11 protein-coding genes are annotated in these 12,412 nt (G+C 71.0%); 6 read left to right on the forward strand and 5 right to left on the reverse strand.

Features of this window, described 5'->3' with window-relative positions; translation table 11 throughout:
- Positions 1-298: 298 nt before the first annotated feature.
- The 4 genes from ABIE45_RS17335 to ABIE45_RS17350 all read left to right on the forward strand — a co-directional run bounded on the left by ABIE45_RS17335 (position 299) and on the right by ABIE45_RS17350 (position 6,084).
- Positions 299-2,392, forward strand: a complete 2,094-nt coding sequence (locus ABIE45_RS17335; RefSeq protein ID WP_209578404.1) for a 3-hydroxyacyl-CoA dehydrogenase NAD-binding domain-containing protein — start codon at positions 299-301, stop codon at positions 2,390-2,392.
- A 14-nt stretch (positions 2,393-2,406) separates the two neighbouring features.
- A complete protein-coding gene (locus ABIE45_RS17340) occupies positions 2,407-3,591 on the forward strand; it encodes an acetyl-CoA C-acyltransferase (RefSeq protein ID WP_192710009.1) in 1,185 nt (394 codons plus the stop codon).
- Positions 3,592-3,593: 2 nt separating this feature from the next.
- Positions 3,594-4,790: an acyl-CoA dehydrogenase family protein gene (locus ABIE45_RS17345; RefSeq protein WP_192710010.1), complete on the forward strand. Its 1,197-nt coding sequence runs from the start codon at positions 3,594-3,596 to the stop codon at positions 4,788-4,790.
- A gap of 139 nt (positions 4,791-4,929) precedes the next feature.
- Positions 4,930-6,084, forward strand: a complete 1,155-nt coding sequence (locus ABIE45_RS17350; protein ID WP_192710011.1) for an acyl-CoA dehydrogenase — start codon at positions 4,930-4,932, stop codon at positions 6,082-6,084.
- Positions 6,085-6,240: 156 nt separating this feature from the next.
- Here ABIE45_RS17350 and ABIE45_RS17355 read toward each other — a convergent pair whose 3' ends face one another.
- The 4 genes from ABIE45_RS17355 to ABIE45_RS17370 form a co-directional block, all read right to left on the reverse strand.
- Positions 6,241-7,113 carry a tetratricopeptide repeat protein gene (locus ABIE45_RS17355; protein ID WP_192710012.1) on the reverse strand — a complete coding sequence of 291 codons (873 nt, stop codon included), beginning with the start codon at positions 7,111-7,113 and terminating at the stop codon, positions 6,241-6,243.
- A 332-nt stretch (positions 7,114-7,445) separates the two neighbouring features.
- Positions 7,446-8,558 carry a 5-(carboxyamino)imidazole ribonucleotide synthase gene (locus tag ABIE45_RS17360; protein ID WP_192710013.1) on the reverse strand — a complete coding sequence of 371 codons (1,113 nt, stop codon included), beginning with the start codon at positions 8,556-8,558 and terminating at the stop codon, positions 7,446-7,448.
- Positions 8,555-9,052, reverse strand: a complete 498-nt coding sequence (purE, locus tag ABIE45_RS17365; protein WP_192710014.1) for a 5-(carboxyamino)imidazole ribonucleotide mutase — start codon at positions 9,050-9,052, stop codon at positions 8,555-8,557. The genes ABIE45_RS17360 and purE overlap by 4 nt, the downstream gene beginning before the upstream one ends.
- A gap of 78 nt (positions 9,053-9,130) precedes the next feature.
- Positions 9,131-9,349: a YdcH family protein gene (locus tag ABIE45_RS17370; protein WP_238197202.1), complete on the reverse strand. Its 219-nt coding sequence runs from the start codon at positions 9,347-9,349 to the stop codon at positions 9,131-9,133.
- Between the two features lie 173 nt (positions 9,350-9,522).
- Between ABIE45_RS17370 and ABIE45_RS17375 the strand changes: the two genes are divergently transcribed.
- Entirely contained in the window at positions 9,523-9,705 is a 183-nt protein-coding gene (locus ABIE45_RS17375) for a YdcH family protein (RefSeq protein ID WP_192710016.1), read from the forward strand.
- A 201-nt stretch (positions 9,706-9,906) separates the two neighbouring features.
- On the forward strand, positions 9,907-11,832 hold the full coding sequence (locus tag ABIE45_RS17380; protein ID WP_192710017.1) for a propionyl-CoA synthetase: 1,926 nt from the start codon (positions 9,907-9,909) through the stop codon (positions 11,830-11,832).
- A gap of 61 nt (positions 11,833-11,893) precedes the next feature.
- Here ABIE45_RS17380 and ABIE45_RS17385 read toward each other — a convergent pair whose 3' ends face one another.
- Entirely contained in the window at positions 11,894-12,364 is a 471-nt protein-coding gene (locus ABIE45_RS17385) for a hypothetical protein (RefSeq protein ID WP_192710018.1), read from the reverse strand.
- Positions 12,365-12,412 lie beyond the last annotated feature (48 nt).

The raw sequence follows: 12,412 nt of genomic DNA on the forward strand, positions 1-12,412 counted from the left end.
ATGGGCTCGCGCGCCGATCGGGCACGGCCGGGTCGCTCGCTCAAATCGATGCTGCGCATCGTGCTCCTCCCCTTCCCCGGCCCCGGTTCCCCTCGGCACCGCATCCGCGACACTGGTGGCCGATCGCGCCGGGCGCGGTTTTGATGACACGGGCGGCAGAGGCCGGTCAAACGCTCGCTGTTACAGAAGTCTGCAATGCAGAACAGGAACAGGGCTGCGCCAACCATCAAGCCGTTTGCCTTGACGTAACCGGTTCATCTAACCAACATCCTAGTCAATTGCAGACAGTCATTCTGCGATGCAGAACAACACGGAGTCTGGGGTGGTTCGTCAGGAGGTCGATGGTGGCGTGGCGGTGCTCACGCTCGCCAATCCGCCGGTCAACGCGCTCGGCGCAGCGATGCGGGCAGCGCTCGACGGGGCCTTGGCGCAGGCCGTCGCGGACGCGTCGGTCCGGGCAATCGTCTTGGCGGCCGAAGGCAAGGTGTTCGTGGGCGGCGCCGACATCACCGAGTTCGGCAAGCCGCAGCAGCCGCCGAGCCTGCCGGACCTCTTGGACCGCCTCGATGCCAGCCCGAAGCCGGTGGTTGCGGCCATCGGCGGCGCGGCGCTCGGCGGCGGGCTGGAACTGGCCATGGCCTGCCACGGCCGCGTGGCGGCACCGTCCGCCAAGATCGGCCTGCCGGAGATCAAGCTCGGGATCATCCCGGGAGCGGGGGGCACGCAGCGCCTGCCGCGCTTGATCGGGCCCGACGCCGCCTTCCCGATGATGCTCACCGGCGAGCCCGTCTCCGCCGAGAAGGCGGCGGCGCTCGGGATCGTCGATGCCGTGGTGCCGGGCGACCTCGTGGCGGTGGCCCGCAGGCGGGCGCTGGAGCTCGCCGATTCCGGCGCTCTGCCGCGGGTGCGCGACCGGTCTGAGAAGCTGACGCCGGCGGCGCGCGAAACCTTCGAGGCGCAGGCCGCCGAGGCGGTGAAGCGCGACCCCGACGCCACCAACGTCCATGCCCTGGTGCGGGCCGTGCGCGCCGGCCTGGAGCAGGATTTCGACGCCGCGGTGGCGGTGGAGCGGGCCGAGTTTCGCGCCCTGGTGGAGGATCCGCGCTCCAAGGCCCTGCGCTACGCCTTCTTCGCCGAGCGCGAGGCCGCCCGGGTGCCCGGCCTGCCGAAGGACACGCCCCGCCGCCCGATCCGCACGGCCGCGGTGATCGGCGCGGGCACGATGGGCGGGGGCATCGCGATGTGCTTCGCCAATGCCGGCATCCCGGTGACGGTGATCGAGACGGAGGCGAGCGCCCTGGCGCGCGGTCTCGACCGGGTGAAGGGCCTCTATGCCGGCTCGGCCAAGCGCGGCTCGATCACCGAGGCCCAGCGCGACGAGCGGATCGGCCGGATCACCGGCGCGCTCGGGCTGGAGAACGCCCGGGAGGCCGACATCGTCATCGAGGCGGCCTTCGAGGATATGGGTGTCAAGCGCGAGATCTTCTCGAAGCTCGATTCCATCGCCAAGCCCGGCGCGATCCTGGCCACCAACACCTCCTACCTCGATGTGAACGCCATCGCGGCGGTCACGAACCGGCCGCAGGACGTGCTCGGCCTGCACTTCTTCAGCCCGGCCAACGTCATGCGCCTCGTCGAAGTGGTCCGCGCCGAGAAGACCGCCCCAGACGTGCTCGCCACCGCCCTCGATCTCGGCAAGCGCCTCAACAAGCTGCCGGTGACGGTGGGGGTCTGCTTCGGCTTCGTGGGCAACCGCATGCTGGAGCGCCGCAGCCGGGCCGGCGAGCGCCTGCTGCTCGAGGGCGCGCTGCCCCACGAGGTCGACGCGGCGGTGACCGGTTTCGGCTTCCGGATGGGGCCCTTCGCCATGGGCGACCTCGCCGGCCTCGATATCGGCTGGCGCTCGCGCAAGGATTTCGGCGGCCGGGCCCCGGTCGCGGATTCGCTCGCCGAGCAGGGCCGGTTCGGCCAGAAGACCGGGCGCGGCTTCTACCTCTACCCGGACGGCGCCCGCACCGGCACGCGCGACCCGGAGGTGGAGGCGCTGATCGCGCGCGTCGCCGCCGAGCACGGCGTCGCCCGCCGCAGCTTCACGCCCGACGAGATCGTCGCCCGGCTGATGTACCCGATGGTCAACGAGGGCGCGCGGATCCTGGAGGAGGGCGTCGCGGCCCGGCCGGGCGACATCGATACGATCTGGATCAACGGCTACAACTGGCCGGCCTGGCGCGGCGGCCCGATGCACTGGGCCGACACGGTCGGGCTGAAGACGATCGCGGAGGCGCTGTCGCGCTTCGCGGCCGAGACCGGCGACGACAGCCAGGAGCCGGCGCCGCTCCTCAAGAAGCTCGCGGACGCGGGCGGCAGCTTCGCCGGCCTGAAGAACGCCTGAGCGGGAGGAAGATCATGACCGACGCGGTGATCGTCTCGACCGCCCGCACCCCCATCGGCAAGGCGCATCGCGGCGCCCTGAACCTCACCCGCGGCGCCGACCTGGCGGCCCACGCGATCCGCGGCGCCCTGGACCGGGCGCGACTGGAGCCGGAGGCCGTCGAGGAGGTGGTGCTCGGCTGCGGCTATCCGGAGAACGCCACGGGCGGCAACGTCGCCCGTCACGCGGCCCTGGTGGCGGGGATCCCGGTCGAGTCGGCCGGCGTCACCGTCTCGCGCTTCTGCGCCTCGGGCCTGGAGGCGATCGCCAGCGCGGCGCGGCGGATCATCCTCGACGGCGTGCCGGTGGCGGTGGCCGGCGGCGTCGAGTCGATCAGCCTCGTCCAGCCGAAGGTCCAGCGGGAGCTGACCCGCAACGCGTGGCTGGAGGCGCACCTGCCGGCGATCTACATGCCGATGATCGAGACCGCCGATATCGTGGCGGAGCGCTACGGCATCTCCCGGGAGGCGCAGGACCAATTCGCCCTGGAGAGCCAGCGCCGCACGGCCGACGCGCAGGCGCGCGGGCTGTTCGACGACGAGATCGTCCCGATGAGCGCCGTCATGGCGGTGACCGACAAGGCAACCGGCGAGACCCGGGAGGTCGAGACCCGGCTCGCCAAGGACGAGGGCAACCGGCCGGACACGAATTTGGAGGGCCTCGCCAAGCTCAAGCCCGTGCGCGGGGAGGGCGCCTTCATCACGGCGGGCAATGCCAGCCAGCTCTCGGACGGGGCCTCGGCCAGCGTGCTGATGTCGGCCGAGGAGGCGGCGCGGCGCGGCCTCACGCCGCTCGGCACCTTCCGGGGCTTCGCCTCGGCGGGCTGCGGACCGGACGAGATGGGCATCGGCCCGGTCTTCGCGGTGCCGCGGCTGCTGGAGCGGCAAGGCCTCAGCGTCGCCGACATCGACCTGTGGGAGCTGAACGAGGCCTTCGCGTCCCAGTCGGTCTACTGCCGCGACAAGCTCGGGATCGACCCTTCGAGGGTCAACGTCAACGGCGGCGCCATCGCGGTCGGCCATCCGTTCGGCATGTCGGGGGCGCGGCTCGTCGGCCACGCCCTGCTGGAGGGCCGCCGCCGCGGGGCGCGCTACGCCGTGGTCACCATGTGCGTCGCCGGCGGCCAGGGCTGCGCCGGCCTGTTCGAGATCGGAGGCTGACGATGGATCTCCGCTTCACATCCGAAGAAATCGCGTTCCGCGACGAGGTCCGCAGCTTCTGCCGGACGGAGATCCCCGCCGAGATCCGCCGCAAGGTCTCGGAGGGGCGCAGCCTCACCAAGGACGATTACGTCACGAGCCAGCGGATCCTCAACGCCAAGGGCTGGGCGGTGCCGCATTGGCCGCAGGAATGGGGCGGCCGGGATTGGACCCCGATCCAGCGCTACATCTACACCGAGGAGCTGTTCCAGGCGGCGGTGCCGCTGCCGCAGCAGTTCAACTGCTACATGTTCGGCCCGGTGCTGGCGACCTTCGGCCGGCAGGACCAGAAGGAACGCTTCCTCCCCCGCGCGGCCAATCTCGACGATTGGTGGTGCCAGGGCTTCTCGGAGCCCGGCGCCGGCTCCGACCTCGCCTCGCTCAAGACCAAGGCTTTGCGCGACGGCGACCACTATATCGTCGACGGTCAGAAGACCTGGACGACCCTCGGCCAGCACGCCGACTGGATCTTCTGCCTGGTCCGCACCGACTTCGAGGCCAAGAAGCAGCGCGGCATCTCCTTCCTGCTGATCGACATGAAGACGCCCGGCATCACCGTGCGCCCGATCCTCACGCTGGAGGGCCGGCACGAGGTCAACGAGGTCTTCTTCGATTCCGTCCGCGTGCCGGTCGAGAACCTTGTCGGCGAGGAGAACCGGGGTTGGGACTACGCGAAATTCCTGCTCGCCAACGAGCGGACCGGCATTGCCCGGATCGGTCTCACCAAGGAGCGGATCGCCCGGATCAAGCGTCTCGCCCGGGAGATGCCGGCCGGGTCGGGCACCATGTGGGATGATCCCGCCTTCCGGACCCGCGTCGCGGAGGTGGAGATCGAGCTGAAGGCGCTGGAGATCACCCAGATGCGGGTGGCGGCCAAGCAGGGCCGGGCAGATTCGGTGGAGCCCGATCCCGCCTCGTCGCTCCTCAAGATCCGCGGCTCGCAGCTCCAGCAGGCCGCGACCGAGCTGCTGGTGGAACTCGCCGGGCCCTTCGCCCTCGCGGCTCCGGCGCGTGGGGCAGGCGCCAACAACCTGCCGGGCGGCTTCGACTGGGTCGACGCGGCGGCGCCGAGCTACTTCAACAACCGCAAGGTCTCGATCTACGGCGGCTCGAACGAGATCCAGCACAACGTCATCGCCAAGGGCATTCTGGGGTTGTGAGCGATTTCCCCTCCCCCTTGCGGGGAGAGGGGTCAGGGGTGGGGGTGGCTCAGGATTGAGTGCCACGGTGCCTCCTGCACCACCCCCACCTCCGCCTCCTCCCCGCAAGGGGGAGGAGAGGGGCCAGGGGAACACCACCATGGATTTCGACCTGAACGAGGACCAGTCGCTCCTGCGCGACTCGGTCGAGCGGCTCGCCGCCGACCTCTACCCGTCGCTGGAGAGCCGCCAGGCGCGGCTGAAGGCGCCGCTGGGCTTCCCCGCGGAGGGCTGGGCGGCTTTTTCCGAACTCGGCGTCACCGGACTGCCGTTCTCGGAAGAGGAAGGCGGGTTCGGCGGCGGCCCGGTTGAGACTCTGCTGGTCATGGAAGCGGTCGGCCGCAACCTCGTGGTCGAGCCGCTGCTGGCAAGCCTCGTCCTCGGCTCGACTGCCCTGCGGCTCGGCGGCAGCGCGGCGCAGAAGGAACGCCTCGTCCCGGACCTCGTCGCCGGCGGCCTGCGCCTGACCCTCGCCCACACCGAGCGCCAGTCCCGCTACGACCTCGCCGACGTGGCCACCACGGCCCGTCGCAGCGGCGACGGCTTCGTGCTGAGCGGCGCCAAGAGCGTCGTGCCCAACGCCGACGCGGCCGGCCTGATGGTGGTCTCCGCCCGGGTCTCGGGTGAGCGGCGCGATCCGCACGGGATCGGCCTGTTCCTAGTCCCGACCGACGCCGCGGGCGTCGCCATCGAAGCCTATCCGACCCAGGATGGCGGCCGGGCCGCGGAAGTGTCCTTCTCGGAGGTGCAGATCACCGCCGACTCAGCCCTGGGCGATCCCGAAGGCGGCCTGCCGCTCCTCAAGCGGGTGGTGGAGCACGGGATCGCGGCGCTCGCCGCCGAGGCGGTCGGCTCCATGGACGCCCTCCACAAGCTCACGGTCGAGTACCTCAAGACCCGCAAGCAGTTCGGCGTCAGTGTCGGCTCCTTCCAGGCCCTGCAGCATCGGGCCGTGGACATGCTCATTCAGCTGGAGCAGGCCCGCTCGATGGCGCTCTACGCCGCCATGATGGTGGACACGCCGGATGCCAAGGCGCGGGCCGCGGCCCTGTCGGCCGTGAAGGTGCAGATCAACAAGGCCTGCCGCTATGTCGGCCAGGAGGCAGTCCAGCTCCACGGCGGCATCGGCATGACTCTGGAGTATATCGGCGCCCACCATTTCAAGCGGCTCGCCATGATCGAGTACCAGCTCGGCGACACCGCCCACCACCTGCGCCAGATCACGCAGAACGAGAACGGGCTGCTGGCGGCCTGAGGGATGTGCATCCGACCGTCCCCTCATGCTGGGGTGCCGGAGCGCAGCGGAGGCCTCGTAGGAGGCCTCCAGCCGGCCGCGCGATCCCCGAAGCCCTCCTTCGTTGCCCGCTGACGCGGGCACCTCAGGATGAGGGCGTGGTTGGGGTAGCCGCGATCAGTTGAACAGCGAGCCGACCCCGCCCTGCACCCGGCCGAGGCCGGCGCGGGCGACGGAATTGTTCGGGTCGATCGTCGAGGCGCGCTGGTAGTTCTCCATCGCCTCCTTGCGCTGGCCCGACTTCTCGTAGGCCAGGCCGCGATAGGCCCAGGAGGTGGCGTCCTTGTTGTTGACGTTGAGCGCCGCGTTGTAGTCCTCGATCGCCTTCGGGTACTGGTTCGTGGCGATCAGGCTCTGGCCGCGGGCGGCGTAGGGCGCCGACTTGAAGGGGTCGCGGTCGATGGCGGCGTCGAAATCGGCGATCGCCTGGGTGTCCTGACCCTGCTTCTGCCGCACGAGGCCGCGGGCATGGTAGGCCTCGGCCGATTCGGGCATCAGCCGGATCGCGACGTTGAGGTCATTGAGCGCCTGATCGAGGTTGCCCTGGGCGCGCTCGACATTGGCCCGGCCGATATAGGCGGGGCCGTAATTCGGATCGATGCCGATCGCCTTGGTGAAATCCTGCAGCGCCGGGCCGTCGCGTCCGATCTGGCGGCTGGCGAGCGCCCGGTTGTTGTAAGCCGAGGCCGAGTTCGGATCGATCTGGATCGCCTTGGTGAAGTCCGCGATGGCATCGCTGAACTGGCCGGCACGGGCGTAGGCGGCACCGCGGGTGTTGTAGGCCGCCGCATCGTTCGGGTTGCGCTGCACGACCTCGGTCAGCGAGGCGATGTTCACGTTCGTGGCACCCGTCGTGTCGGTCTCCAGCACGGCGTATTGCCGCGGGCCGGCCGCGCTCCCGACGGTCTCGCAGCCCGCAAGGCCCGCGGCCGAGATTATGGCCGCGCCGATCAGTGCCGTCGTCCGAACCAGCCCGTTGCGTACGATCATCGCCCCACTCTCCCCGAGGCGCGGCCCGCATCCCGCGTGCCCGCCTCGCCCCTCACGTCCAAGCGCCCGCGCCGCGCGCCGGGCACACCCGATCCGGGGCACCGTCGCGCATCACGGTGAAGGCCGGCTTAAGAAAGCGCCGCCTCGTCACCCGGCCCGTCACCTGTCCCAACAGGATAAAGGCGGCACGGGTGAATCGATCGACAGCATTCGGCACCGACCACGACTTGGTGGAAGCGGCGGGATGTGGCGAAGGTATGGCTCGACGCTGCCCCGGCGCTGCGTCGGGGCCTCCGCGCGGCACGCGGCGGCGCGGGTGTGCCCCCGAAGCCTCAGGCTTCGGCCGGGTCGGATCCGAGACGGGTGACGTGCCCCATCTTCCGGCCCGGGCGCGCCTCGCCCTTGCCGTAGAGGTGCAGATGCGCGCCGGGCTCGGCCAACAGCGCGTGCCAGTCGTCGGCCTGGGCGCCGATGAGGTTGCGCATCTCCACCGGCAGGCCGCCTACCCGGGCGGAATCGCCGAGCGGCCAGCCGCAGACGGCGCGGACATGCTGGGCGAATTGCGAGGTCCGCGCCCCCTCGATGGTCCAGTGCCCGGAATTGTGGACCCGCGGCGCGATCTCGTTGACCACGAGGCGCTCGGCACCATCCTCCCGCACCAGGAACATCTCCACGGCGAGCACGCCGACATAGTCCAGCGCGTCGGCGATTCGCCTGGCGATGTCCAGGGCGGCGCGGCGCGTCTCGGGCGACACGCCGGGAGCCGGGACCCGGGTCAACGCGAGGATGTGATCGCGATGCTCGTTCTCGCACAGGTCGAAGGCCGCGAAGCTGCCGTCGCGGGCGCGGGCGCCGACCACCGAGACCTCGCGCTCGAACGGCACGAACCCTTCCAGGATCAGCGGCGCGCCGCCGAACTCGGCGAACAGGGCGTTGCGGTCGCCTTCGGCCCGCTCGCGCAGCATGCGCTGCCCCTTGCCGTCGTAGCCGAAGCGGCGGGTCTTGAGCACCGCCGGCAGGCCGATCACCTCGATCGCGCGGTCGAGGTCGTCGGGCGTGTCGACCGCCCGGAACGGCGCCGTCGGGATGCCGAGACCGTTGATGAATTCCTTCTCGGACAGGCGGTCCTGCGTGGTCGAGAGCGCCCGCGCGTTCGGATGCAGGGCGGCGTGCCGGGCCAGGATGTCGGCGGTGGCGTGCGGGATGTTCTCGAACTCGTAGGTGACGACGTCGACGCTGCGCGCGAAAGCGGCCAGCGCCTCGGCATCGTCGTAGGCCGCGCAGGTGGTGCGGGCGGCCACATCGAAGGCGGGGCTGTCCTGGTCGGGGGCGTAGATGTGGACCTTGAGGCCGTAATTGGCCGCGGCCAGCGCGATCATGCGCCCGAGCTGGCCTCCGCCGACGATGCCGAGGGTGGAGCCGGGGCCGAGGGTCTTGTCCGTCACGCGTTCTCTTCCGTCACCGGCCGCTCGGCCACCGAGGCGGTCTGGGCCGCGCGCCACGTGTCGAGTCGCTCCGCCAGCTGCGGGTCGGAGAGCGCCAGGACGGACGCGGCGAGCAGGGCCGCGTTGATGGCCCCGGCCCGCCCGATCGCCAGGGTCCCCACCGGGATGCCGGCGGGCATCTGGACGATGGAGAGCAGGCTGTCCTGGCCGGACAAGGCCTTGGATTCCACCGGCACGCCGAAGACCGGGAGCCGGGTCATCGCCGCCGCCATGCCGGGCAGGTGCGCGGCGCCGCCAGCGCCGGCGATCACGACCTTGAAACCGGCCGCGACCGCGCCCTTGGCGAAGGCCACGAGGCGGTCGGGCGTGCGGTGGGCCGACACGATCCGCGCGTCGTAGGGCACGCCGAGCGCGTCGAGCGTCTCGGCGGCATGCCGCATGGTCGCCCAGTCGGACTGGCTGCCCATGATGATCGCGACCGGAGGCGACACCATCGTTGATCCCGGCAAAAGAGGGCGCTTACAGGCGGCGCAGGCCCGCGGCAAGGCGGGGCGCGGCGGCGTCCACCGGCATCAGGCGATGATGTCCGGCGTCAGCGCGTCCTCGATGTGGAAGATGCGGTCGCGCAGCGTGAGCTTGCGCTTCTTCAGCCGCTGGATCTGGAGCTGGTCCCCGGCGACGCTGAGCTCCAGCGCCTCGATGGCGCTGTCGAGGTCCCGGTGCTCCTCGCGCAGCCGGGCCAGCTCGCCCAGGAGATCCGACTGCGCACTCTCACCCGACTCTTCCGCCATTGTCACCCGCGGACCCGAAGTTCGTTCATGGCTCGGGAGCATGCGTCACGCCCGGGCGCCGGACAAGACGGCGCGGTAAGCATTCGTGAGACTTAGCAGCAGAAAACGCTTCGACAGGTCCGGCATCCTGTGCCAATCTCGACGTGTCGAAACGATGACAGGAGATTCGGCTCATGTCGCTGCAGACGCATCTGAACCAACTCGCCCGGAAGCACGAAGCCCTCGAGCGCGAGATTCAGGAAGCGACCCACAGGCCTTCGGCGAACGACCTCCACATCGCCGAGCTGAAGCGACGGAAACTCCTTCTCAAGGACGAGATCAACAGGCTCCAGGCGGGCAACGACACGTTGCACTGAGGCCTGGCACTGAGGCCTGACACCTCACCCGCGATAGCACACCCCGTATGACAGAAGCCGCCGCATCGGACCTCCCGGTGCGGCGGCTTTCTTGTGGCGCGCACGCCGCCGCGCGGGGGCGAGGCTCTATCTCCCCGCGCGCGAGAATGGGCTACTCTGTGCCGGCCGCCGGAGAGCGGCCCGCGAGGAAACGCCGAAGCGATGACCAACGCCAGCCTGCCGGGCCGCTACCCGGAGATCTACGAATCGGCCCGCCGCAATCCGGAGGCGTTCTGGCTCGGCGCGGCCCGGGCGCTTGACTGGGTGCGCGCGCCGGAGCGGGCCTTCGCACCGGATTCGGGCCCTTACGGCCGCTGGTTCCCGGACGGCACGCTGAACGCCTGCCATAACGCGGTCGATCGTCACGCCGCGGGGGCACGGGCGGAGCAGGTGGCGATCCGCTACGATTCCCCCGTCACCGGCACCAAGTGCAGCATCACGTACCGGGCGCTGCGCGACGAGGTGGCGGTGCTGGCCGCCGTGCTGGCCGGGCTCGGCGTCGGGCGGGGGGACCGGGTGATCCTCTACATGCCGATGGTGCCCGAGGCGCTGTTCGGCATGCTGGCCTGCGCCCGGCTCGGCGCGGTCCATTCGGTGGTGTTCGGCGGCTTCGCCGCCAACGAGCTGGCGGTGCGGATCGAGGATGCGGCGCCGAAGGTGGTGCTCGCCGCCTCCTGCGGCATCGAGCCGAACCGGGTGGTCGCCTACAAGCCCCTCCTCGACGCGGCGATCGCGGCCTCGCGCCACAAGCCGGAGGCCTGCCTGATCCTCCAGAGGCCACAATGCGCGGCCGCCCTGACGCCGGAGCGCGACCGCGACTGGGCCGAGACCGTCTCGGCCGCCCGAGACGCGGGGCAGAGGGCGGCCTGCGTGCCGGTCGCCGCCACCGACCCGCTCTACATCCTCTACACCTCCGGCACGACGGGGAAGCCGAAGGGCGTTGTCCGCGACACCGGCGGCTACCTCGTCGCCCTCGCCTGGTCGATGCCGAATCTCTACGGCGTCCAGCCCGGCGAGACGTATTTCTGCGCCTCCGACATCGGCTGGGTGGTGGGCCATTCCTACATCGTCTACGCGCCGCTGCTGCACGGCTGCACGACGGTGCTCTACGAGGGCAAGCCGGTGGGCACGCCCGATGCCGGCGCCTTCTGGCGGGTCGCCGCCGAGTACGGCGTGACCTGCCTGTTCACGGCGCCGACGGCGCTCCGCGCCATCAAGAAGGAGGATTCCGCGGGCGCCCGGATCGGCGCCTACGACCTCTCGGCGTTCCGCAGCCTGTTCCTGGCCGGCGAGCGCGCCGACCCCGACTCGGTCGCCTGGGCCGAGCGGGTGCTGAACCGGCCGGTCATTGACCATTGGTGGCAGACCGAGACCGGATGGCCGATCGCCGGCAACCCGCTGGGGCTCGGCCTCCTGCCGGTGAAGCACGGCAGCACCTGCGTGCCGATGCCGGGCTACCGGGTCGCGGTGCTGGACGAGGGCGGCAAGCCCGTCCCGGCCGGCACGATGGGCACGATCGCGATCCGCCTGCCGCTGCCCCCGGGCTGCCTGCCGACCCTGTGGGGCTCGGACGAACGGATGCGGTCAAGCTACCTCGCCACCTTTCCGGGCTATTACGACACCTCGGATGCCGGGGTGATCGACGCGGACGGCTACATCACGGTCCTGGGCCGGACCGACGACATCATCAACGTCGCGGGCCACCGCCTGTCCACGGGCGGCATGGAGGCGGTTCTCGCCGGCCATCCCGACGTGGCGGAATGCGCGGTCATCGGCATCCGCGACGCGCTGAAGGGCGAGGTGCCCTGCGGGTTCGTGGTGCTCAAGGCCGGCGTCGCGCGGCCGACCGAGGCGATCGAGCGGGAACTCGTCGCCAAGGTGCGCGACGAGATCGGCCCGGTGGCGGCCTTCAAGCTGGCGCTGACCGTACCGCGGCTGCCCAAGACCCGCTCGGGCAAGATCCTGCGGGCCACCATGAAGCGGATCGCCGACGACGAGCCTTGGACGATGCCGGCGACGATCGACGACGCAGCCGCCCTCGACGAGATCGGCGAGAGCCTGAAGGGCAGGGGCATCGGCGCCGTCTGAGCGTCAGCGCACGACGGGCAGGACGGCGCGGCGGGTCTGGCCGCGCCGTCATCAGGCTGCGTCAGTCGGCGTCCGCCGCGTCGTCGTCCTCGTCCAGCGCCCCGGGGGCCGGTCTTCCCGGGGCCGGCGCGAAGGCGTCCGGCGCCGGACTGGTCGTAACCGAGGCCGGCATGCTCCGCGGGGCCGGCTCGGACGGGATCAGGGTCGCGGTGGCCGCGACGAGGCCGGCCATCGAGCGCAGTTCCTGGGGCTGGCGCGGATCGCGGGAGATCAGGGTAGCCTCCCGCTGGAGGCGGAGATTGCAGGCCTGCGTGGGCAGGCCACCCTCGGGCGTGCAGGCGTCGTGGCGGGCGCAGGCCGCGTCGAGGGCGTCGATCGGCGGCAGCGGGGCATTGTTGCCCGGCCCGCAGTAATTGCCGTGGATCAGCATCTTCGGTCCGCCGAAGGCGGCGGGCTGGGCCTGCGCCGCGCCCGCGAGGGCGGCACAGCCGGCGGCGAGGGCGACCGGGATGGCGAGTCTGGTAAGCATCATCTGGACCTCGGGCGATCTCGCCCCCTCAGGCGGTTCGCGTCGATTGCC

The organism is Methylobacterium sp. OAE515, from assembly GCF_041806315.1.
Classification (GTDB): domain Bacteria; phylum Pseudomonadota; class Alphaproteobacteria; order Rhizobiales; family Beijerinckiaceae; genus Methylobacterium; species Methylobacterium tardum.

Coding starts and splice junctions, on each gene's coding strand:
- ABIE45_RS17380 (WP_192710017.1), top strand. CDS start 9,907: ATGACCAACGCCAGCCTGCCGGGCCGCTACCCGGAGATCTACGAATCG.
- ABIE45_RS17355 (WP_192710012.1), bottom strand. CDS start 7,113: ATGATCGTACGCAACGGGCTGGTTCGGACGACGGCACTGATCGGCGCG.
- ABIE45_RS17375 (WP_192710016.1), top strand. CDS start 9,523: ATGTCGCTGCAGACGCATCTGAACCAACTCGCCCGGAAGCACGAAGCC.
- ABIE45_RS17370 (WP_238197202.1), bottom strand. CDS start 9,349: ATGGCGGAAGAGTCGGGTGAGAGTGCGCAGTCGGATCTCCTGGGCGAG.
- ABIE45_RS17340 (WP_192710009.1), top strand. CDS start 2,407: ATGACCGACGCGGTGATCGTCTCGACCGCCCGCACCCCCATCGGCAAG.
- ABIE45_RS17385 (WP_192710018.1), bottom strand. CDS start 12,364: ATGATGCTTACCAGACTCGCCATCCCGGTCGCCCTCGCCGCCGGCTGT.
- ABIE45_RS17350 (WP_192710011.1), top strand. CDS start 4,930: ATGGATTTCGACCTGAACGAGGACCAGTCGCTCCTGCGCGACTCGGTC.
- purE (WP_192710014.1), bottom strand. CDS start 9,052: ATGGTGTCGCCTCCGGTCGCGATCATCATGGGCAGCCAGTCCGACTGG.
- ABIE45_RS17335 (WP_209578404.1), top strand. CDS start 299: ATGCAGAACAACACGGAGTCTGGGGTGGTTCGTCAGGAGGTCGATGGT.
- ABIE45_RS17345 (WP_192710010.1), top strand. CDS start 3,594: ATGGATCTCCGCTTCACATCCGAAGAAATCGCGTTCCGCGACGAGGTC.